We start from the raw sequence: 23,628 nt of genomic DNA, 5'->3' as shown, positions 1-23,628 counted from the left end.
CTTTTTTCCGAAAGGGAAAACAGGATAAAAAAGAATGTCTACCTAATAGTCCTCGATAGTGGAATTTCCGAATATATCCTTTTTGATAATCTGCCTGTGCCCTTTACTGTCTTCAATAATGGTATTGCCGAAGATATCTTTTTTGATTGTTTTCTTATTGCCATTATTATCCTCAATAATAGTATTGCCAAAAATATCTTCTTTGATCGTTTTTCTATAACCATTATTATCCTCGATAATAGTATTGCCAAAGATATCTTTTTTAATCGTTTTCTTATGGCCGTTATTGTCTTCGATAATAGTATTTCCCAAAATATCTTTTTTAATCGTAATCTTATTACCATTATCATCTTCAATAATCGTATTATCCCAAATGTCTTTTTTGACTGTTTTCTTTCCCTGATTGACTATCGAATATTCGTAACTATCCTCGATAGAATTAACACTATAGCTCTTCATTATATGGGGAGCTAAAACAAACTGAACTGTAAATAGGATAAATAGAATCTTTTTCATGGCGTATTTCTTTTGGTTTGTAACAAAAGTAATATAGGAAAATGATAACTAACTGGTGAATTCTATAATTATTGATAGGGAAAAACCTAAAATTAATACTTTTCATGTGCTACAATCGTATCGTTTTAGGAGGCTCGGACTACATGCGGTCTACACTCGCACGTTTCATGCCTTTTACGAATCTTCTCCTTTCAGAACGGACACTTTATAGTTTTGACTGTAAAAAGCTTGCTAATCAAAGGTAAATGATAGAATTCAGCATATAATACTATACACAGAATAGATTACTTCCAGAAACATGAAACGGTTGGTGCATTATCCTATTTCTTTAATCCTCTCTATCTGCCTATTCAGAAAATAGTCAGTATATCTACCATAATCCTCCGTTTCATAAAACGCTATCAATCCTTTCCTGTAGTTCAGAATATCTGAGTCTTTCGCAGAATATACTGGAATAATGTCAGCGTTCATTAATGCAATGCTTTCTATCATTCTTGCAGTTCGTTTATTTCCGTCAATGAAAGGTTGCAGACGAGCAATATTACAATGTAAATAGACGGCTTTTTCTAACGGATTAGTATACTTTTCTTGCTGAAAAAGAATCTCGTTAAGTTTACCTTTTATTTCTTGCTGATTCTTAGGTGGAATATACTCCGTTCCGCTGATACGAACAGCACGTGTTCTTAACGAACCTGCTTCTTCATTAGATACCAATCCCGTCGCAATAGATTGATGTATTCTGAAAAGAGTACGCTCGTCTATGGCTTCTTGATTCCTTCCTTTATTGATATATTCCAGTTCAGAAATGAAAGTATTGTAGAGATTTTTAAGCATCTTGGCATCTTCATACTTCTTTTCGGAAGTTATGCCATCTTTTAATAGTGCTTCCGTTTCAACGTAAGTATAAGTATTGCCTTCTATTTTTCCGGAATAGTAACACCAAACCACCGCCAAGTCCTTTATCTCATTAGAGTAAAGTTCTGATAACTTAGCCAAAGGACTTTCTAAAATAAAAGAAGCCCTTTTCTGTTGTTCATCGTTGAATATTGGTTTCATGGCTTTAGAGTTTTCTAATTTGTCTAAAGGTACATTTTACCAGAACCTGCGCCCCTATTTGCGTACCTCCATAAAAGCAAAACTCCGAAGCCCTTTATTATCAGTAGCTTCGGAGCTTTGCTTGAGGTTCCTGGCGGATTCGAACCGCCGTACACGGTTTTGCAGACCGCTGACTAAGCCACTCATCCAAGGAACCAATCTTTTCTCATTTGCGGTTGCAAAGGTAGTACATTTTTTGAAAACTCCAACTATCCGCAGCAATTTTTCTTCTTTTCTTTTTTTGTCACACTACACTCTGCACGCTTCTCATCCATCAATCGCTTTAAGTCACAACCGGTTACGCAATTTGCACATGGATTACCATTTTCTTTTGTCCGGCGAAAAAATGCATAAATTCCCCATCCGATCCGAACAATACACAACAGTAACAGGATTGCAACTACCCATTGTTGCCAATTCATCATACAAATAATCCTCCTATTCTATAAATGACAAATGCCATTACCCACGCAAGCAGCGTGGTATACACTGCCGTAAATAATGCCCATTTCCAGCTACCGGATTCTTGCTTGATTGCTACAATCGTAGCTATACATGGGAAATAGATCAATACAAACACCATATAGCAGAAAGCTACCAATGGCGTAATCGGAATACGTTCGGCAAGACTTACGGCATCCGCTTCAGCATCATTCGTATAAAGCACGCCCAATGTACTTACTACTAATTCCTTAGCACCCACACCTGAAAGTATACCGATACCAAGTTTCCAGTCAAAACCCAAAGGTTCAATCACCGGCTCCATAGCCTTTCCTATCTGTCCGATGTAGGAATTCTCCTGCTGTTCGGCAACCGTTTCATACGCATCATGGTCAGGATAATATCCCAATGCCCATATTACGATGGAAGCTATCATGATAATACCTCCCATTTTACGAAGGTATTGTGCACCCTTCTCCCACGTGTGACGGAAAATGGCTTTTGCTGTCGGTAAACGGTAAGGCGGAAGCTCCATTACGAACGGAGTATCATCCCCCTTCACCAGGAAACGGCTGAATAAACGCGCCAGCAATACCGCCAACAGGATACCTATTGAATATATTAATAACAGTATCAAGCTACCATTGTTCGGGAAAAATGCACCTACCAGCAACAAATAAATAGGCAGGCGGGCACTACATGACATCAACGGATTGACGAGCATGGTAATAAGTCGGCTTTTACGGTTCTCAATAGTGCGCGAAGCCATAATAGCAGGTACATTACATCCGAAACCCATAATCAGAGGAATGAAGGATTTACCATGCAACCCCATCTTATGCATAATCTTGTCCATGATAAATGCAGCACGCGCCATATAACCGGAGTCTTCCATCAACGATATACAAAAATAAAGAATAAGAATGTTCGGCAGGAAGACAATCACACCACCAACACCACCTACAATACCATCTACCAATAGATCTTTCAACGGTCCGTCCGCCATATTGGCATGTATAAAGTTGCCGAGGGTTTCTACCAGCCATTCGATACCCATCATCGGGTATTCGCCGAGCACAAACGTCCCTTCGAACATGAGATACATGAACAGGAAGAAAATGGGGAATCCCCACACACGATGTGTTACAATGGAATCTATCACGCGTGTAGTATGTTCTTTATCCAAGTGATTATCCACAAAGGTTTCTTTCAGTGCACCGGATATAAAACCATATTTTGCATCGGTGATAGCCTGATCGCAATCCTCATTCAGCACGTCTCGGATACGGCGGCTTTCTTGATCACGGACATCTATGATTTCTTTGCCGTTGGGTAAAGTTTTAATCAGCGTTTCCAAATCCGTATCATTCTCCAGAAGCTTGATGGCAAGAAAGCGGGTAGAATACTTATGACGGATACCCTCATTCTCACTAATCACCCGCTTCACCTCTTCAATGCTGCGTTCCAGTTCAGGACCGTGGTTAATGTGAATATGACGATAGAATCCATGATGACGTACTTCTTCTTCTTTATGAGCCGCACCGGTATAGCCGGGCACATACTCCCGATGCCATTCACGCAGGTCATTCAATACTTCTGCACGGACCTTGCCTTTCTGATCAAGGAAGTCGGCACCTTCGTAAATACTGATAACAACGTGAAAAAGATCTTCGATGCCTTTGCCCGTACGCGAAACGGTAGGAACCATAGGAACACCAAAGAGTTCACTCAGTTTCATGTAATCCAGCGTGTTGCCGCTGGCTTCCAGTTCATCGTACATATTGAGAGCCATCACCATACGCACGTTCATGTCAATCAACTGGGTAGTGAGGTACAGATTACGCTCCAGATTAGACGAATCTACCACATTGATAACAATGTCCGGTGTTTCATCAATAATATGATGACGGACATACATTTCTTCAGGACTATATGCTGATAGCGAATATGTACCGGGCAAATCGACTATGCGGAAATGATAACCTTGAAAATTAAAGTAGCCTTCCTTGGCATCCACTGTAACCCCGCTGTAGTTACCAACGTGTTCGTGTGAACCGGAAGCAATATTAAACAGAGAAGTTTTCCCACAGTTTGGATTACCCACTAATGCAACATTAATGGTACGACGTTTACCGAGAGCGATACGTTTCAGTTCTTCTTCCCCCGGATAAATATCTTCACTCATTCCCGGATGATAATTCGGTTTTGTCACTTGCTCTTTCGCCTCATGTTCGCTGAGTATTTCAATCATCCCTGCCTCCTGTCGGCGCAAAGAGATTTCATACCCCATTACTTTGTATTTTATTGGATCTTTCAGCGGGGCATTCAGCAAAACCTCTACAGTCTTGCCTTTAATAAAGCCCATTTCTACAATTCGTTTGCGGAAACCGCCATGCCCCAGTACTTTAACGATTACACCTTTTTCTCCAGTTTTTAATTCGGATAAACGCATAGTCTTCTCTCTTTCTTTAATTTGGATGCAAAGATAAATGATTTGTATTTAGCCTACAAATTATTTAGATTGTTTTTAAATAAGGAGAAATATTCTCCATTCTCCACTTTGTTCCGAAGAATTAGAAAGAATTCAATTCGTTAATATTATCTTTGCACCATTATGAATATAAAGAAAATAGCGCAATACATTGATCAGGAGAAGCTTTTCACACGAGAAGACAAAATACTGATAACATTGAGCGGCGGAGCGGACTCAGTAGCTTTGTTGCGTCTACTTCTTGATATGGGATACACCTGTGAGGCGGCACATTGCAATTTCCATCTGCGGGGCGATGAGTCGGTTCGAGATGAAATGTTTGTCCGCGAACTATGCTTACAATTGAAAGTTCCATTACACATTCAACATTTCCAAACCACGGAAGAAGCGGAAAAGCGCCACATATCCATTGAAATGGCAGCACGGGAATTACGTTATGCCTGGTTTGAGCAGCTCCGTCTACAACAAGGAGCCAACGTTATCGCCGTGGCCCATCATAAAGATGATAGTGTAGAAACTCTCCTGCTCAACCTTATTCGTGGAACAGGCATCAACGGACTATTGGGTATCCGCCCCAAAAACGGAAACATTGTCCGCCCCTTGTTATGCCTCGACCGGAAAGAAATAACCGAATACCTACAAGAAATCGGACAATCTTACGTAACGGACAGCACCAACCTGCAAGACGAATATACACGCAACAAGATACGCCTCAACCTCTTGCCCCTTATGCAGGAAATCAATCCCTCTGTAAAAGAAAGCCTTCTCCGCACCGCAGAACATCTGAATGATGCAGCTCTCTTATATAAGAAAGGTATAGAAGAAGGTAAGCAGAAAGTGCAAACCGAACAAGGTATCCTAATCAGTGCTTTGTTCCAAGAACCTGCACCGGAAACTTTATTATTTGAGATCTTATCTCCATTAGGATTCAACGGTGCACAGATCAAAGATATTTTCGCCTCCCTGAATGGGCAACCGGGAAAGATATTCCTTAGCGGAGAATGGCGCGTGATTAAAGATCGGGCGCTTCTACTGATAGAACCGGTCTGTTCAGAAGATGTTTCAACAGTCTTTTCTCCAGATGATCCTGGCCTACCCTTCCGTTTGACAATGGAAGAATTAGAAGTCACAGATGATTTCATCATTCCCCGTGACCGAAACACTGCTTGTTTCGATGCAGACAAACTAAAACAACCTCTCACAGTCAGACACTGCCGACAAGGCGACACATTCGTTCCCTTTGGTATGACCGGGCGAAAAAAGATTAGCGATTACCTTACTGATCGGAAATTCTCCCTTTCCCGCAAAGAACAACAATGGGTGCTTTGCAGTGGCTCCCATATCATTTGGTTGATAGGCGAACGTACTGATAATCGTTTCAGAATAGACGCCCAAACACGGAAAGTTATTATTCTGAAGTTTATTCTTTATTGATTGTAACGAGCATCCTTTAGAAAGTGATATGACAACTTACTCCTTTTTCTTCTTTTAAGAAATAAGGAGAAACAAATATATTCTTATACCGCTTACGGAAGAAAGTCTTTGTAATAGTTGGATAAAGCCAATAAGCCGCCTGGGTGCTCAATATTCCGATTCCGGCTCCGGTAAGCACATCTGTCAGCCAATGGCGATTGTTATACATACGAAAGAAGCCTGTACCGGCAGCTACTGCATACCCGGCAACGCCTATCCATGGAGAAACCAATTACAAAGCTATCGTGGCAAACTCCACCAGTGCTTTATTCGTTTTACCGCTTAATATTCCTGTCACTTTACTGCCATCTCCTGCAGCGAATACAATCGTAGTCCAACAAATGACCACGATGCCTAAAACAAATCTTTTCATACCTTTTCTTTCCTTTATCTCAAAATTCTGAGGCAAAAGTAAAAGGCAAATTAGAAGACATTTTGAATTTTACCAAGGGGAGACAATCTTTTTGAGAAAAATTCTTAGGATACGTCAACTGATTATTAAAAAGACGTTGACGGAATTTATTCATTTAGGAAAGGTTATGAACTAAAAAAACAGAGTAACGGTGTATATTGTTTACAAATGATACATGCTCCTAAAATAGTCGTATACCGAACCTGATTCAGTCGTATAGTGAATGCCATTCAGTCGTATACTGAATAGGGTTCAGTCGTATACTGAATAAAATACGATTTAACACATTGATAATCAAAAAGTTACTAAAAGTATGTTACTATTGATAAATTCTGACAAATAATTAAAATGTCATCGCCTTCATAACTGTAGGGCTTTGAAATAATTTCGCCAACAAATTACCTAAAATGCACTGTAAACACATGGCGATTCTCTTTGAAAGCGTATTCTACTCTCCAATCATGGTAGTCGCAAATGGCTTTTACAATAGAAAGTCCAAGTCCATTCCCAGACATCTTTGTATCATCAGAACTGAAACGATGAAAGAGTGTACGGGCATTAAGAGATACTCCATCCGCCGGATTACTGACCGTAAATAGTTATCGCAAAGCAAAAGACTTGGCTAAATAATCGTCCGCACCGATCTTCAGTCCCGCCACTTTATCGTCTAAAGAATCCTTTGCCGACACGATGATGACTCCCGTCTGAGGCGATGTACTTTTTATTTTTCGCAGCACATCCAATCAATTTCCTCCGGGAAGCATTAAATCTAGCAAGATACAATCATATCCGTAGAGTTCCACCTTCATGGTAGCCTCAGCAAAGGAAAAGGCTTGTTCGCACAGATAATCTTCCCGACACAGAAAGCTCACAATGCTATCGGACAATTCACGTTCATCCTCTACTATCAATAATTTCATAGTTCCTAATTTTAAATACAGACACAAATGTATCGGAGAATTCTGTAGAAATTCTGCATGAAAGGAGTTTATTGCATGTAGGATTAAAACTATAAAATAATCCGGTCCTCTTTCTGCCGCACAAAGCAGTCTGAAAGCAATGAAGCAAACGGAGTATCATACGTCCGCGCCTTGAACGAACATCCTTTGACGCATGCGCAACACTTTATGCACTTTTCGGCAATCGTATTACATTCGTCACCTTTCAGAATAGCTCCCGAAGGACAATGTACAGCGCAAACACCACAATGCGTGCAAAGTTCCGCATTCACTTCCGGTACACGCGGCAAAGGAACACCACTTTTACGCAACTTTATCACCCGGCGCAGAAACTTGAACAAAGGTAGAAAAGGCTGGCGCGGGCGCTGAATACGATTCACATCCACCGGATACAAGTGCTCCATATCAGCGGCAGCATTTATTTTCGTCCGTATCTTCGCACCAAATTCCTCCGCATATTGCAAATCATTTGCATCCGGACGCCCTGGGGCTATTGGATTTTGTTCCGTACTATACGAATGTTCTCCCACAAAAGTAGCCCCGGCAATAACTTTGAAGCCCTGAGCAGAAGCAAATGCGTCCAATTCTATCAAAGCCTTTTCATACGCGCGGTTACCATAGACCACTACCAGTACAACCGGAGATCCCGATGCACGAATACCCTGCAAACGCTCCATAGCCAAAGGAGCTACCTTGCCGCCATACACCGGCACAGCAATAACAGTCAGTGTATTCTCCGGAATATCTACCTCAGCAGCATGCAGTGTTAAATTCGTAGTAACAACATTTGTTAGTCCTGTTCCGCGAACAATTGCCTCGCCAACTTGTTTAGAAGTACGAGTAGGCGAAAAATAGATGAAATGAACTTCGTTTATATCCATAAATATATGCGTTTTTTCTTGGTTTATCAAGCAAAGATAAAGTTTTAAAATTAAAAAAAAGACGAATTGTTTATGAAACCAAAAATATTTATTACCTTTGCACCGTTGAAACATTCTGTAAACTCCTAAGTGCGGGTAGCTAACAGTTTTCCGGTTCAATAATAAATATCCCATAATCATTATATTAAATACAAGGTATATTTGCCACGTTGCTTGTGACGACAACCGCAGCCGTGTGAACATATCTATCCAATAACAAAAGAAATTTTAAACCATTCACATATATACTGTATGTATAATATCATTCAATTGAACGACAAAAATTTGTCGGAACTTCAATCTATTGCCCAAGAACTGGGTATTAAAAAGACAGACTCACTAAAAAAAGAAGAACTTGTTTACAAGATACTTGATGAACAAGCCATCGCAGGTGCTACCAAAAAGGTTGCTGCTGAAAAGCTGAAAGAAGAGCGTAAAGTGGACAGACAACAAAAACGTACCCGCGTAACCGTAAAAAAAGAGAGTACTGACAAAGTCTTCACCGCCAACAAAAATGGCGACCTCACTAAGGCAAAAGCTGAAGCCACAGTTGCAGCTGCCAAGGTACAACCAGTAGCAGAGGCAGCAAAAGCCCCGGTAGCAGAGAAAGCTCCTGAAATAGTTGCCACCACCACCGTAGCCACTCCCGAAAAAGCTGAAGACTCTACCTCCCCGAAACGTAAACCGGGACGTCCTCGCAAAGTCAAGACGGAAGAAAAAGCTCCCATACCTGCACCTGTGCCTGTTGCAAAGAAGGAAGAGCCTAAAAAAGCTGAACCGGAATTGAGTTTTGAACCCGAAACACCTAAAGTAGTTAAGAAAGTCGTAATAGAGGACAGCCCTATCTTATCAGAACCCGAAGATGACTTCATTCCCATCGAAGATCTCCCGACTGAGAAAATAGAACTCCCTTCAGAACTGCTGGGCAAATTCGAAGCTACCAAAGCCGAGACTCCTGTAGCACCCGTAGCAGAACCCACGCCTGCAACCGCACAACGCCCACGCCTTCGTCCTCGCGACAATAATAATACTCCTTATAATAATAACAACAACAATAATAATCGTAACAACAACCCGCGTCCTGTTCAGCAGCAACGTCCCGCACAACAAAATGCTGGTGATAACTATGCTCCTGTGCAAGAACGCAGACCGGTAATTGAGCGCGAAAAAGCATACGAATTCGATGATATCCTGACCGGTACCGGTGTACTGGAAATTATGCAGGATGGTTACGGATTCCTTCGTTCTTCCGATTACAATTATCTTTCTTCACCGGATGATATTTACGTATCACAATCCCAAATTAAATTGTTCGGACTGAAAACAGGTGACGTTGTGGAAGGTGTAATTCGTCCGCCGAAAGAAGGAGAAAAATATTTCCCATTGGTAAAAGTAGGAAAAATCAATGGACGTGATCCGGCTTTCGTACGTGATCGTGTACCATTTGAGCATCTTACTCCGTTATTCCCCGATGAAAAATTCAGATTATGCAAAGGTGGCTACTCCGACTCCATGTCTGCCCGTGTAGTAGATCTCTTTGCTCCTATCGGTAAAGGTCAGCGTGCATTGATCGTGGCACAGCCTAAAACCGGTAAGACCATCCTGATGAAAGATATAGCCAATGCAATTGCAGCAAATCATCCGGAAGTTTACATGATCATGTTGCTTATCGACGAACGCCCCGAAGAAGTAACTGACATGGCTCGTACCGTAAATGCCGAAGTGATTGCCTCAACTTTTGATGAACCGGCCGAACGTCACGTAAAGATTGCAGGTATCGTACTGGAGAAAGCAAAGAGACTTGTAGAATGTGGCCATGATGTCGTTATCTTCCTGGATTCTATCACCCGTCTGGCACGTGCTTACAATACGGTATCCCCGGCTTCCGGCAAAGTTCTTTCAGGTGGTGTGGATGCCAATGCACTACACAAGCCCAAACGTTTCTTCGGTGCCGCCCGTAATATTGAAAATGGTGGCTCACTCACTATTCTGGCTACTGCATTGATTGATACCGGTTCTAAAATGGACGAAGTTATCTTCGAAGAATTCAAAGGTACAGGTAACATGGAGTTGCAACTCGACCGCAACCTGTCCAACAAACGTATTTTCCCTGCAGTCAACATTGTTGCTTCCAGCACTCGTCGCGATGATCTGTTGCAGGATAAGCAAACATTGGATCGCATGTGGATACTCCGCAAATATCTGGCTGATATGAACCCGATAGAAGCTATGGATTTCGTAAAAGATCGTATGGAAAAAACCAAAGACAACGACGAATTCCTAATGAGTATGAACAGCTAAAACTGAAGTCAAAGGATATAATCAACAAGAAATAGGATTAAATATACAAAAAGGACGAGACATTTTCGGATATCTCGTCCTTTTTAGTTATTTTTGTCGCAATTAATCACATATCATTGTATAAACGTATTAGTTAATAAGGTGAAGCTCAGTAAAACGATCATACTATTATTGTTGATGTTATTTTACGGTACTTCCTATATCCTGTCTGCAAGCAAGGATTTGGAAGATGAGCGTATACATCTTATGGAATACCTGATGGATAACAACTTAGGTTATTCTCAGGAAGTCAGATTAAGCGATATCGCCCAATGGGAAAATGAGCTTGTAGAAATATTCCGTAGCAGAAAGGACTATAAATACATGTTCCTTATGCAGCAGATGGCTGTATATGCCCTTGTTTCAGACGGTCACATCAACGAAGCGTTGGAAAAAGCAAATGTTATGCTGAAACAGGCCACTCAAATGAAATACGATATCGGCATAGCCATAGCCCATTATGCAATAGGAGATACTTATCTTAATGCCAACATGAATAATGAGGCTATCGAAGAATACAAAATAGCCATGCAGAAATTGCATAAAGTATCCGACTCCGAAAAATTACAGGAAAAAGTCTTGATTCAACTAATTCCAACCCTCATCAGAATGGGGAGGATGGATGAAGCTAAAGCCCATTTGGATCAGATGGAACAAATGAATGATTACCAGCACAGCCGTTTCATAGAAAATATCTTCCAAGCATATTATTACCTCTATAATAATGATATGGATAAAGTCCGGAAATATATTCAGGAAGCAGAAGAATGGTATGAATACTATCCGTTTTATTTCCATAGTTCTATCTTGAAATATATACAAGCTGAATATGCCAAAAGAATTGGAGATGACGAACTAGCTATCAAATTATATAATGAGCTGACCATCAATACCAGCAGTGCCAATGTCTATAACAGATATCTGAAAATGAAGAATTCACTGGCACACCTGTATACCAAACAAAGCAGACCTAGAGAGGCATGTGCCATTTTTCAAGACATCAATATTGCACGAGATTCTATCAATGCCCGTAATTATTCCACCCAGATAAATCTGTTGCGAACCATATATCAGGTGGACCGTCTTGAGATGGACAATCAAAGTGAGCGAAGCCGTCTGCTTTTTTATTCAATTATAGGTTGTATCCTCATTCTAGGCATATCTATTGTATCCGTACTTTATATTCGTAAAATCAATGCACGCTTGATTGCATCTCAACATAAATTGGAAAAAGCCCGGCAAAGTGCTGAGAACTCCATTCGTACCAAAAGTCTTTTCCTGTCGAATATGAGTCATGAAATACGTACTCCACTAAATGCCTTGTCCGGTTTCTCATCTATTCTGACCGATGCTAATATTGACATCGGAACCCGACAACAATGCAATGAAATCATTCAGCAAAATTCAGACTTACTTTTGAAGCTGATAGACGATGTTGTTGACCTTTCCAGTTTGGAAATCGGGAAAATGCAATTCCAGTTTGGAAACAGCGATGCAGTAGCTATTTGTCGCAATGTAGTGGATACGGTAGAGAAGATAAAGCAAACATCCGCCGCAGTCCTATTCCAAACGTCTCATGAAAAAATAGAAATCTATACGGATGAAGCACGCCTCCAGCAGTTACTTATCAATCTGTTGATTAATGCAACCAAATTTACCACAGAAGGTAGCATAACCTTATTATTGGAGAAAGAATCAGAAGAAATGACTGTGTTTTCGGTTACAGATACCGGTTGTGGGATCGCCCCGGAAAAACAGGGACAGATATTTAACCGTTTTGAAAAGCTGAATGAAAATGCCCAAGGCAGCGGATTGGGACTCTCTATCTGTCAATTGATTGTAGAACGTTTCGGCGGAAGAATATGGATAGATCCTGAATATAAGGATGGTTCCCGCTTCTTGTTTACTCACCCGATTCACTCTACCAACAGAAAGGAGGCAGCGCAATGAAACAAACCTTGTTAATACTCGCTCTTTTCCTGCAAAGTTTCCTCGCATTTGCAGAAAATATAACAGAAAAATCATCTGTGGCAGACAGTCTGTTAATCGAACTGCGTGCACTTCCGCATGACACCACAAGATTAAAATTGCTTGAAAAACTCGTGCTTACCGAACAAAACTCTCCGCATTATATAGAATATGCCGAAGAAATGTTCAACGAAGCACAGCGCCAAAAGAATCCTAAGTATATATGTAGCAGTACATATTTCAAAATATTGTACTACTATAACAAGAATGAAGTCGATAGTGTCAGTAAACTGGTGAACTACGTGAACCCCATTGCTGAACGCATGGAGTTTTTCAGGTTGTACTTCAATGCACAAAAATTACTTATTTATACTTATACATATAAGGAGAAATATGAATATGCCATCAATGAATCATTAAAAATGCTTGAGAAAGCAGAAGAACTGAATAACACAGACGGCCGTATAGCTGCTTATTCATGTCTGGCAAGTGCATACCATGAAACCAACCGTACAAAAGAAGAAGGAGAAGCGCTTCGAAAAGCTCACAAATATGTTTCGGAACAAACAACCAGCAGTACACAGTTTAATGTTCTGAATCAACTAATTGTATTCAGTAAAGACCAGAAAGACTATTCAAGCCTGAAGACGTATCTGAAAGAAAACAAACAGCTATTGCAAGAAATGCTTAGTTTAGATCCGGATATGTATGAATCATATTTCAATCTTTATCTATTCTCAGAAATATTTCAAACTTACTATTATACAGGGATAGGAAAGATAGACTCGGCTAAATATCATATAGAAGAAGCTCAAGACTTCATAACTCCACAGAGTTATATTCCCTATATGGCCCTGTATTATGATGCAAGTGCGGAGTATTACCGGCATACAAAAGATTATCAGGCTGCACTTCTCTATATAGATTCTGCTCTGATAAAGATGAAACAATTTGAATCTGCCCAAATGGAGTATGCCAAACAATTATCGCGGAAAGCCGACATTCTGCAAGAAATGGGTAAATATGCAGAAGCCCTGCCACTGTACGAAAGTTCCAATCATATTCAGGATTCACTGACTGCTGCCATATCAGCTAAACAACTGGAGGAAATCAAAGAAATGCATCATCTGAACCAATTGGTATGGGAGCGTGGAAAACTAAGAAATCGTGTACAAACCAGTATTCTTTTGAGTCTCGGAATCATCCTGATCTTATGTATCGGCTATATGTTCCGCATCAATCTGATACGAAAAGCACTAAAGATATCAGAAAAAGAAACTCATAAAGCCACACGACAGACAGAAGAAGCCAATGAAATGAAGAATCGTTTCCTCTCCAATATGAGTCACGCCATCCGTGTTCCCCTAAACGGGGTATTGGGGTTCTCACAAATCATAGCAAACGAAACGGAAATAGACGATCAAACCCGCAAAGAATATGCGGAAATTATTCAGCAAAACACGGATCAGCTAATGCGTTTAGTCAACAATGTCCTTGATTTGTCGCGCCTGGAAGCCGGTATGATGAAATTCCAAATGAGTAATTATGACATCGTACAGCTCTGCAACGATGCTGTAGGAATGGCACATATGCAGAATCCGACCTTGCACACTCATTTCATCAGTAACATTGACGAATATATCATTCATACAGACACAAACCGGTTCATGCAATTCATTGTCAGTATTCTGACTTGTCCATTCGCTTCTTTCAAAGAAGAACGCGATCTCAACTTCACTCTGAACAAGAACGGAGAAATATTACGTTTTAAAATCACCAACTGCCCCCTCGCAGACCTCAAATATGCCAATCAGGACTCAGCTTTGCGTAATGATGTCAACCGTCTGTTTATAAAACACTTTGGCGGTACATATCAGGTAATCCCCGATAGCAAAGAAGGTCCAACTATTCTTTTCACTTATCCCGCTACCTCGGTTGAATAATATTATTGCCTTAAATGAAGGTAGATACGTGGATTTTTTGTACTTTTGCACCTCAATAAGAGTAATTTGTAATTTATAAATAGAATTATATCATCATGTTCGATAATTTAAGCGAAAGACTGGAAAGGTCGTTTAAAATTCTGAAAGGTGAAGGAAAGATCACCGAAATCAATGTTGCGGAAACCCTGAAAGATGTGCGCAAAGCACTGTTGGACGCTGACGTAAACTACAAAGTAGCCAAAACTTTCACTGATACCGTTAAGGAAAAAGCATTAGGACAAAACGTGCTGACAGCTGTAAAGCCCAGTCAGTTGATGGTAAAAATCGTGCACGATGAACTGACTCAATTGATGGGGGGCGAAACAGCAGAGATTGATTTGGAAGGAAAGCCGGCAGTTATTTTGATGTCCGGTCTGCAAGGTTCCGGTAAGACAACTTTCTCAGGTAAGCTGGCACGAATGCTGAAAACGAAAAAGAACAAGAAGCCATTATTGGTGGCTTGTGACGTATACCGCCCTGCCGCTATTGAACAGTTGCGCGTATTAGCTGAACAAATTGGAGTTCCAATATACTCTGAACTTGACAGCAAGAATCCGGTGAAAATTGCCGAAAACGCCATTCAAGAGGCTAAAGCCAAAGGATACGATGTAGTCATTGTCGATACAGCCGGACGTCTGGCAGTAGACGAAGAGATGATGAACGAGATTGCCGCTATTAAAAAAGCAATCAATCCAAACGAAATCCTGTTCGTAGTAGACTCCATGACCGGTCAGGACGCTGTAAACACAGCAAAAGAGTTTAACGAACGACTTGACTTCAACGGTGTTGTACTAACTAAATTAGATGGTGACACCCGCGGTGGTGCCGCTCTTTCCATTCGTTCGGTAGTGAACAAGCCGATCAAGTTTGTGGGTACAGGTGAAAAACTGGATGCTATTGATCAGTTCCATCCCTCACGTATGTCAGACCGTATCCTTGGTATGGGTGACATCGTTTCATTGGTAGAACGTGCTCAGGAACAATATGATGAAGAAGAAGCAAAACGCCTGCAAAAGAAGATTGCCAAGAATCAATTCGATTTCAACGATTTCTTGAGTCAGATTGCACAGATCAAAAAGATGGGCAACCTGAAAGACCTGGCTTCTATGATACCGGGTGTAGGTAAAGCTATTAAGGACATTGATATTGATGATAATGCATTTAAAAGTATTGAGGCTATCATCTATTCGATGACTCCGGCAGAACGCAGTAATCCGGCTCTTCTGAACGGTTCGCGTCGTCAACGTATCGCCAAAGGTAGTGGTACGAATATTCAAGAAGTAAACCGCCTGTTGAAACAATTTGACCAAACCCGCAAGATGATGAAGATGGTAACGGGTAGTAAGATGGGCAAAATGATGCCGAAGATGAAATAATAAAGATAAACTGCAAGCATACCAATCCCGCTAATTTCATATTTTAAATGAAGTCAGCGGGATTGTTGTTATATTCGGTTATTTGCTCTATATTTGCGATACTCTTTTAGGCCCCCAATGCAAGATAAATTATAATCAAAACAAAAAATATTTATATGACATTAATTGATGGAAAAGCAATCTCTGAACAAGTAAAACAGGAGATTGCTGCAGAAGTAGCAGAAATTGTAGCAAAAGGTGGCAAATGCCCTCACCTTGCTGCAATTCTTGTAGGCCACGATGGTGGCAGCGAAACGTATGTTGCTGCCAAAGTGAAAGCATGCGAAGTTTGTGGATTCAAATCCAGCCTCATCCGTTATGAAGCGGACGTTACGGAAGAAGAGCTCCTTGCTAAAGTACGTGAATTAAATGAAGATGCAGATGTTGACGGCTTCATCGTACAGCTCCCATTACCCAAGCATATCTCTGAGCAAAAAGTGATAGAAACTATCGATTATCGTAAAGATGTAGACGGGTTTCATCCCATCAATGTAGGTCGCATGTCCATAGGATTGCCTTGCTATGTATCGGCAACTCCTAACGGTATTCTTGAACTACTGAAACGCTATCAAATAGAAACTTCGGGTAAGAAATGCGTAGTACTGGGACGTAGTAATATCGTCGGTAAACCCATGGCTGCACTGATGATGCAGAAAGCCTATCCGGGAGATGCCACTGTAACCGTATGCCATAGCCGCAGTAAAGATCTTGTAAAAGAGTGCCAGGAAGCCGATATCATCATCGCTGCATTGGGACAACCCAACTTTGTAAAAGCTGAAATGGTAAAAGAAGGTGCCGTGGTTATTGATGTAGGTACTACACGTGTACCGGATGCTACAAAAAAATCAGGCTTCAAACTGACTGGAGATGTTAAGTTTGACGAGGTTGCTCCGAAATGCTCATTTATCACTCCTGTACCGGGTGGTGTAGGACCGATGACTATCGTTTCTTTGATGAAGAATACATTGCTGGCCGGTAAGAAAGCAATATATCAATAATAAAAATACCGAATACCGGAAGAAGCCTCTTGTGACAACTCGACTCCTTCCGGTATTTATTTTATCCAGTGGAACCTTAATCCACTCAAAGTCATGAGACAGACAATCCCTCTTGCATTACTTTTCTTCTTTATATCGTGTTGTAGCACAGCACAGGAACAAGTAGTACCGGAATCCACTGATACAATCCCCCCTGCAAAAATCACTCTATTATTTGTAGGCGACCTGATGCAACACAAAGCCCAGCTTGACGCTGCACGTACAGATAAAGGGACTTATGACTACTCTCCCTGCTTCTCTCTCGTAAAAGAGCAAATCAGTGGGGCGGACATCGCTATCGGCAATTTAGAAGTACCTATCGGTGGAAAACCTTACAGCGGTTATCCGGCTTTCTGCGCACCTGATGAATATTTATATGCCATTAAAGAGACCGGTTTCAACGTTCTGTTAACTGCTAACAATCACTGTCTTGACCGCGGTAAAAAAGGTTTGGAACGTACAATCCTAATGTTAGATTCCTTACGTATCCCCTACACCGGAACTTATAGAAATGAAGAAGAACGCCGTCAACGATACCCATTACTCATTCACAAAAACGGTTTTCGAATTGCCCTTCTTAACTATACCTATGGTACCAATGGAGTTAAGCCATCCTCTCCCAACATAGTGAACTATATTGATAAGAAAATCATGCTACAGGATATCGATACAGCACAAACATGGCAACCTGATGTTATCATTGCCTGTATGCATTGGGGAAACGAATACCAATCGCTACCCAGTCGCGAACAACGACAGTTGGCTGATTGGCTATTGAAACAGGGCGTTACCCATATCATCGGTAGCCATCCTCATGTTATACAACCTATGGAACTACGCACCGATAGCATTACCGGAGCACAACACGCTGTAGTATATTCTTTAGGGAATTTCATCTCCAACATGAGTAAAGTAAATACTGACGGAGGACTTATTTTCACATTAGAATTAGAAAAGGACACCACAATATCTACCTCCCCACAAATCCGAATACAACGTTGCGAATATAATTTGGTATGGACAGCACGTCCCAATCTCACCAAAGAAAAAAATTATGTGCTTTATCCTACAGATTCCGCATCTATTTCAAAGCTCCCGGAAGCTGCACGTAACCATCTGAATATCTTCGTCAAAAACTCCCGAAAGCTCCTCCAACAGCACAATGTAGGAATTAAGGAGAATAAAAAATAATGCATATTTCAATAAAATATTTCGCCAAATATTTGCAGTATCAAAGATAATACCTATCTTTGCACCGCGTTTGAGAAATGACGCAAACATGGTGACTGTAGTTCAGTTGGTTAGAGCGTCAGATTGTGGTTCTGAATGTCGTGGGTTCGAGTCCCATCAGTCACCCAAAAGAAAGAGAAATTTCAGTAATGATTTTCCTCTTTTTCGTTATATATCAGACTTTTGGGAGGAATGTTTCACTTCCTCCGATACTGCTGCGGAGATATCCCTGTCTGTTTCCTAAAAAACGTGCCAAAGTAGGAAGCATTAGGGAAGTTGAAGTAATCAGATATTTCCTGTATGCTCTTCTGCGTGTTCTTAAGCAATGAAATGCTCTTGCGGATAATGGCTTTGAACACCAGTTCCTGCACCGTATATCCACAAATCGACTTGGACAATACGGAGAGGTATTTAGGTGACAAACAAAGTTTATCTGCATAAAACTCCACACCGCGCTGCTCCATATAATGCTTTTCAATCAACTGAATCAACCGTATGAAAATATCATGCTTATGCCCTACCGATGCTCTTTGCGTGATAAGTTTACGATTATAGATAGAACAGAGCCGGTATGTCAGCCCCAGCAAAAGTAACTTCTGCTCATAATGATTGAATGTATTTTTCTCTATCCGTAAAGTGTTGTCCAAAAGAGACATGTACTTCAGGACTTCATTCTCTTCACCTGTACTCCATACGTAACATGGCTCCGTGGCAAGCTGTGAGTAGAGATGCATCGAAGTCACACAATTGCCTATGATGTCACGTATGGGCTCTGTCTGGTAAACAAGGATGAATACTTCCGCATCTTCCGACTGCTGGGATACCTGAAAGACAGAACCACCGGGGATAAAAAGAGTCTCATTCACTTTGGCCGAGAAACTATTCTGATTAAGAGTAAACATAAAACTTCCCTGACGGCAAACCACCACTCCCACTCCATTCACTTGAAACGGTTTCTTCAATGACTCAGGGAAATCACGAAGCATACCTTCCGAACTACAAACATCCTTTCCACTTAACAATGCATGGTCAAGACGAGACAAACGTTCCTGCTGAGTATCCATATTATCACAAGTTATGTTGAAAAACAGTGCTAAGTTACTAATTTCCGCTTAGGATAAGGAATAATCAGTACAAATATCATACAAATAAGGCAGCCGTATATAGTCCAGCCCGCCATTTCCTTTACGGCAGATAGGGTAGCCTGCACCTGAATCCGCCCTTTGGTAGACATTGCCGCCATATTGATTGCGTCCTGCTTGCTCTTTCCCTGATATTGCATGCCTTGAACAGTCTGGGTAAACGAGGCGGAAGCCTCGGGATGAAGCATATCCACATTTTGCGCATAGCGGATGACATAATGCTGCTGACGCTCCTGCAATATATTTGAGTAAAGAGCGCCTCCGATGCCAGGTCCCAATACCATGCGCACGGTAAGCATGACACAAATCCAAGTAGAAAGGTACTTATAGGGCATGCGTTGCGTGGCATAAGCAGCCGTCAGGGCATAAAGGAACATCATACCCGTGGCACGGATAATGACCGGATACTTCATCCGCTCGTATAACCCGGCACTCTGCACTTCAAAATACATGAATACCGCCGACAATCCGAGAAACAGGAAACCGGCTGCAAACAGATACTTGAAATGCACTCCTTTAGAGCCCAATATCATAGAAGAGATAGCACCAATCGCATAACCTGCCATACACCAGTTACCCAATGTCGCATTCTGGTAATTATCCAGTTTCATCCCGACACCCGTAAACACATTGACAAACATGGCACTCGAATTGAATATCATCAGTAACAGATAAAGCAAAATGCCCATACGAATGGTACGTAACTTAAAGACATCCAACAGGAAGTAATGCGAATGGCGGTTCTTCTCCATATAGAAAAAGACACAGGCAGATACAACCGCAACCAGAGTGGCAGTGCGGATAGACGCATCATCGTACCAATCCAAGACCTTGCCATAAACCAGCACATAAGTGATGCACACCAATGTAATGCAGAACACCGCCACATTGCCGAACTGCCTGAAGTTGATAGGAAAACGGCGCGTAGTAAACTTATGATAAGGCATTGTGATAAAGATAACCAAGATGGAAAGCAACACTGTACCCATCATAAAATAATACACATACTGCCATTCATACTCAAAAGCCAGCCACGCCGTAAGCGATGTGCCCAATTGCCCTAAAATCATAAAGAACAGGTAAATACCCGGTTGGCTAACGCATCGGTCAATATCCAGTTTATTCCAACCCTTATCATCATCGGGTTCCAGTCCCGGAGTGATGTTGCGGGTAGCTTCCATTCCGGCAGCGTACTTGATAAGCGTAAACAGATTGACCATCATTAGTACCATCCGCAAGAAGCCCATGAGCAGGCTGCAAAGCGCCAGAATAAATATACTGTCCGTCTCCGCACAGATATAGCTAAAGACATACATGAGCGAGAACCCCGCCAGACACATCATCTTCTCCCGGCGGATACACATCAAGCGATACAGGAAAGGAGCGAAAGCCGCCATTCCGATGGAAGTGACGAAATTAGTGAACTGAATATGTTCGGAGATGATGCCCAGTCCACTCATCATCTCGGTGCTGTTGACAGAGTAAACGCCACCCACCGTAAGGATGGGAATAAAGAGCAACAACATGATGATGATGCCTACCGGTTTAGGCACCCAGTTGTAGAAGGGATAGTTTTTAGGGTACGAGGGCATAGCGTCAGAGTTTAGCTTTCACAACTACCATCATACCTGCCGCCAGTCTCCCATTATCTTCTTTGGAAAGATTGGTGAAATCGATACGAACCGGTATGCGTTGCTGTATCTTCACGAAGTTTCCGGCAGAATTATCGGTGGGAACCAACGAATATTTAGAACCCGTAGCCCCCGAAATAGCCGTAACAGTTCCAGTGAATTCTCTGTCGCTGATGGCATCCACCGTGATAGTCACCTCCTGCCCAAGATGCAGATTCTCAATCTGAGTTTCTTTATAATTGACAACGATCCACTTCTGCGTATCGGGCAAGATGTAAGTAATGGTCTGCCCTGCCGAGATGAATTGACCTTCCTCCAAGGCACGACGTCCCAACTTTCCGTCGCAAGGGGCTACGACCACTGTATAAGACAGGTTCAGCTTAGCCATTTCCAACGCAGCCGTTGCCCGCTGAATGGCAGCCTCGGTACTCTCACGACGATGAGACACTTCGTTCACTCCCGAGAGAGCCGCCTTCCGTTGACGTTTCACGGCTTCCAGTTTCTTGTGTGTGGCTTCATATTCCGTTTCTATCTGTTCCAACTGAATGGGAGTTGCAGCATTCCGTTTCACCAGATTCTCATAACGCTGGCGGTCTTTCTCCAGTTTGGCCAAACGGATTTCTATTTCAGAGATGGAAGCATCATAGACAGATGCGGTGGTCTGTGTGGTCTGCAAGGTGGCTCCAATGACGGTGGCCCCTGCCTGCGCATCCTTCAGGGCGGCTTCGGCTTCCATAACGCGGATTTTATATTCACGGTCGTCCAGTACAAGCAAGGTGTCTCCCTTGCGAACTTCCTGGTGTTCGATAAAATAGATCTTCCTGATATACCCCGAGGCACGCAGGTTGACGGGAGATATATATTGTTCTATCTGGGCGTCGTTGCTGGTTTCGGTCTGCTTGTAATCCAGGAAGAGACAGACCACTTGTATTACTCCCCAAATCATGACGCCTATTCCCAACAGGCTGATTACGATTTGCCAACGGCGTAATTTTCTCAACTTCCTTGCTTTCTCCTGATGCGTATTGGATGCGCTATTGTTTTCTACAGTTTCCATATTCAGATGTTATTGATTAACTTGTTATTTGACTAATGATTCTATTTGCCCGGTCAGTTTCAGCAACATAAGGTTGGTCACCCGATAGTTGTAGTGGGCGCTGATGTAGTTGTTCTGGGCTTCGCTCATCCGCATTTCGTCTTGCAGCACTTCGGTCATTGAGGTGATGCCTTCGCGGTAGCGGTCCATAGTGACGGTATATACATCTTCGGCGAGCAAATAATTATCTTTCTGTTTTTTGAAATTCCGCTGGTTGTTCATCAGGTCGTTGGTGGCATTCAGGTATTGGGTCTGCAAATTCTTGCGGGTGTTCTCCTGAGCCAGTTTGATATTTTCGATATCGATGACGGCCTTACGGGTTTTATAGCGTTTGTCCAGACCATCGAAAATGGGAACACGCAGCGAGAGCCCTAAGCCATAGGAACGGTACCAATGCCCGGAAGGACCGGAATGGAACCAGTGGTAAGCCTTATCGGTGTAAGCGGAAAACATCCAGTTGCCCGTCAGATTCAGGGAGGGGATGTATCCGTAGCCAATCATCTTCTTTTGCTGCTCGGCCAGTTGGCGTTGCGATTGTAGCAGTTGGAGTTCGTACAGGCTCTCCGAAAGTCCGGTCAATGCTACGGGGGTGATGGTTTCGGTATCCACCGGCACTAAGGCTATTTGTTTTTCTGCGGGATAATCGATGATGTATTTCAGCAGATTCAGTTGCTGTTCCAGCATGGCCTGTGCATTGTCATACTGTACTTTCAGATTTTCGAGATTAATGTTCACCCGTTTTACATCGACTTCCATTGCCATTCCGTTGTCATAGAAGGCCTGCGTGATGTTCTGCAATTCTTCAAGACGGGTGATATTGGCTTTTATCAGTGCGATTTGCTCAGCGGTGACTTGTCCCAGGTAATACATCTTGCAGACTTGCAGGATGAGGTCTTCCCTCGCCTTTTCATAGGTGAGACGGTTCATTTCGTCCATCGTCCGCGCAATGGAGATGCTGGTGTAGAGGGTTTGGTTATAGAGTGGCATTTGGAGCTGCAATCCTGCATTGGCACTGTATTGCAGGGTATGAGTCACATTGTAGGGATTGCCGTAAGCTGAACCGTCGGTGACGGAGACAGGCGGGTCGATGTTATCATTATAATTGGCAAAACCATTGATTTGGGGCAACAATCGTGCCCGGTTCTCGGAGATGCCATACCTTCCCTTTTGTATCTCTTTCCGTTTACTTTGCAGGGACAGGTTGTTCTCGATACCTATCTTCAGGCAGTCTTCTAATACCAGGGTATCTTGTGCGCCTGCACTCGCAACAGGCAGGCAGAAAAAGGAAAAAATGAATAGTAGCCTTCTCATAACAATTTTTTGATATTTGGAAGCAAAGTTAGCGGGTTAGTACAAAAGGATGCTGTCTATATAACGACTGTTTATGTTCACATTTTCCCTTTTTACAGGGAAATGTTAGTTCACATAATAACAGAGGGCTAAATTTAAGCTACAAGCTACGAGTGACAAGTATATTTCG

Annotated in this window: 18 protein-coding genes, 2 tRNA genes and 2 pseudogenes; 8 read left to right on the top strand and 14 right to left on the bottom strand. The window is 42.0% G+C overall.

The features are described from left to right. Positions 1-42: 42 nt before the first annotated feature. The 5 genes from VYM24_RS15335 to feoB all read right to left on the bottom strand — a co-directional run bounded on the left by VYM24_RS15335 (position 43) and on the right by feoB (position 4,504). Positions 43-516 carry a hypothetical protein gene (locus VYM24_RS15335; protein ID WP_044270936.1) on the bottom strand — a complete coding sequence of 158 codons (474 nt, stop codon included), beginning with the start codon at positions 514-516 and terminating at the stop codon, positions 43-45. A gap of 315 nt (positions 517-831) precedes the next feature. Next, positions 832-1,572, bottom strand: coding sequence for a Fic family protein (locus tag VYM24_RS15330; RefSeq protein ID WP_291536980.1), 741 nt, complete (start codon positions 1,570-1,572; stop codon positions 832-834). Between the two features lie 124 nt (positions 1,573-1,696). Next, positions 1,697-1,768: transfer RNA gene (locus VYM24_RS15325), tRNA-Cys, on the bottom strand. A gap of 52 nt (positions 1,769-1,820) precedes the next feature. Next, positions 1,821-2,036: a hypothetical protein gene (locus tag VYM24_RS15320; RefSeq protein WP_044270937.1), complete on the bottom strand. Its 216-nt coding sequence runs from the start codon at positions 2,034-2,036 to the stop codon at positions 1,821-1,823. Continuing rightward, on the bottom strand, positions 2,033-4,504 hold the full coding sequence (gene feoB, locus VYM24_RS15315) for a ferrous iron transport protein B (RefSeq protein WP_330940344.1): 2,472 nt from the start codon (positions 4,502-4,504) through the stop codon (positions 2,033-2,035). Before feoB ends, VYM24_RS15320 begins: the two co-directional genes overlap by 4 nt. 162 nt (positions 4,505-4,666) lie before the next feature. Between feoB and tilS the strand changes: the two genes are divergently transcribed. Further along, positions 4,667-5,977, top strand: coding sequence for a tRNA lysidine(34) synthetase TilS (tilS, locus tag VYM24_RS15310; RefSeq protein ID WP_299090062.1), 1,311 nt, complete (start codon positions 4,667-4,669; stop codon positions 5,975-5,977). A gap of 16 nt (positions 5,978-5,993) precedes the next feature. Here the strand turns inward: tilS and VYM24_RS15305 are convergent, their stop codons facing one another. The 5 genes and pseudogenes from VYM24_RS15305 to VYM24_RS15285 all read right to left on the bottom strand — a co-directional run bounded on the left by VYM24_RS15305 (position 5,994) and on the right by VYM24_RS15285 (position 8,268). Then, the gene (locus VYM24_RS15305; protein WP_408912610.1) at positions 5,994-6,248 is read right to left on the bottom strand and encodes a phosphatase PAP2 family protein; all 255 of its coding nucleotides are present in this window, start codon (positions 6,246-6,248) and stop codon (positions 5,994-5,996) included. Then, a complete protein-coding gene (locus tag VYM24_RS15300) occupies positions 6,249-6,389 on the bottom strand; it encodes a hypothetical protein (RefSeq protein ID WP_217713400.1) in 141 nt (46 codons plus the stop codon). Between the two features lie 437 nt (positions 6,390-6,826). After that, a pseudogene (locus VYM24_RS15295) lies at positions 6,827-6,964 on the bottom strand (sensor histidine kinase); the annotation flags it as partial. A 69-nt stretch (positions 6,965-7,033) separates the two neighbouring features. Next, positions 7,034-7,348 (bottom strand): annotated as a pseudogene (locus VYM24_RS15290) (response regulator transcription factor); the annotation flags it as partial. An 89-nt stretch (positions 7,349-7,437) separates the two neighbouring features. Continuing rightward, complete coding sequence (locus VYM24_RS15285; RefSeq protein ID WP_299090053.1) at positions 7,438-8,268, bottom strand: 4Fe-4S binding protein; 831 nt, start codon at positions 8,266-8,268, stop codon at positions 7,438-7,440. A gap of 291 nt (positions 8,269-8,559) precedes the next feature. On the opposite strand from VYM24_RS15285, the gene rho reads away from it, so the two are divergent. The 7 genes from rho (at position 8,560) to VYM24_RS15250 (ending at position 18,405) form a co-directional block, all read left to right on the top strand. Further along, positions 8,560-10,608 carry a transcription termination factor Rho gene (gene rho, locus VYM24_RS15280; protein ID WP_330940343.1) on the top strand — a complete coding sequence of 683 codons (2,049 nt, stop codon included), beginning with the start codon at positions 8,560-8,562 and terminating at the stop codon, positions 10,606-10,608. 177 nt (positions 10,609-10,785) lie between these two features. Beyond that, positions 10,786-12,597, top strand: coding sequence for a tetratricopeptide repeat-containing sensor histidine kinase (locus VYM24_RS15275; protein WP_330942261.1), 1,812 nt, complete (start codon positions 10,786-10,788; stop codon positions 12,595-12,597). Continuing rightward, positions 12,594-14,558, top strand: coding sequence for a histidine kinase dimerization/phospho-acceptor domain-containing protein (locus VYM24_RS15270; protein WP_330940342.1), 1,965 nt, complete (start codon positions 12,594-12,596; stop codon positions 14,556-14,558). The genes VYM24_RS15275 and VYM24_RS15270 overlap by 4 nt, the downstream gene beginning before the upstream one ends. Positions 14,559-14,653: 95 nt before the next feature. After that, on the top strand, positions 14,654-15,973 hold the full coding sequence (ffh, locus tag VYM24_RS15265) for a signal recognition particle protein (protein WP_217713236.1): 1,320 nt from the start codon (positions 14,654-14,656) through the stop codon (positions 15,971-15,973). A 155-nt stretch (positions 15,974-16,128) separates the two neighbouring features. After that, positions 16,129-17,010: a bifunctional methylenetetrahydrofolate dehydrogenase/methenyltetrahydrofolate cyclohydrolase FolD gene (folD, locus tag VYM24_RS15260; protein ID WP_224319171.1), complete on the top strand. Its 882-nt coding sequence runs from the start codon at positions 16,129-16,131 to the stop codon at positions 17,008-17,010. A 93-nt stretch (positions 17,011-17,103) separates the two neighbouring features. Next, positions 17,104-18,240 (top strand): CapA family protein, encoded by a 1,137-nt coding sequence (locus tag VYM24_RS15255; RefSeq protein WP_330940341.1) that lies wholly within the window; start codon positions 17,104-17,106, stop codon positions 18,238-18,240. A gap of 91 nt (positions 18,241-18,331) precedes the next feature. Beyond that, positions 18,332-18,405 (top strand) — tRNA-His (locus tag VYM24_RS15250). 71 nt (positions 18,406-18,476) lie between these two features. Here the strand turns inward: VYM24_RS15250 and VYM24_RS15245 are convergent. Genes VYM24_RS15245 through VYM24_RS15230 form a run of 4 tightly spaced genes read right to left on the bottom strand, consistent with a single transcriptional unit; the run spans position 18,477 to position 23,459 of the window. Next, positions 18,477-19,343, bottom strand: coding sequence for a helix-turn-helix domain-containing protein (locus tag VYM24_RS15245; protein WP_299090029.1), 867 nt, complete (start codon positions 19,341-19,343; stop codon positions 18,477-18,479). Between the two features lie 29 nt (positions 19,344-19,372). Continuing rightward, positions 19,373-21,013: an MFS transporter gene (locus VYM24_RS15240; RefSeq protein ID WP_299090026.1), complete on the bottom strand. Its 1,641-nt coding sequence runs from the start codon at positions 21,011-21,013 to the stop codon at positions 19,373-19,375. A 4-nt stretch (positions 21,014-21,017) separates the two neighbouring features. Further along, a complete protein-coding gene (locus tag VYM24_RS15235) occupies positions 21,018-22,109 on the bottom strand; it encodes an HlyD family secretion protein (RefSeq protein WP_330940340.1) in 1,092 nt (363 codons plus the stop codon). 24 nt (positions 22,110-22,133) lie between these two features. Beyond that, complete coding sequence (locus VYM24_RS15230) at positions 22,134-23,459, bottom strand: TolC family protein (RefSeq protein ID WP_330940339.1); 1,326 nt, start codon at positions 23,457-23,459, stop codon at positions 22,134-22,136. Positions 23,460-23,628 lie beyond the last annotated feature (169 nt).

The organism is Bacteroides sp. MSB163 (assembly GCF_036416795.1).
Taxonomy (GTDB): domain Bacteria; phylum Bacteroidota; class Bacteroidia; order Bacteroidales; family Bacteroidaceae; genus Bacteroides; species Bacteroides maternus.
Note: the sequence above shows the minus strand (reverse complement) of the source record. Positions and strands in the feature narration are given on the sequence as shown.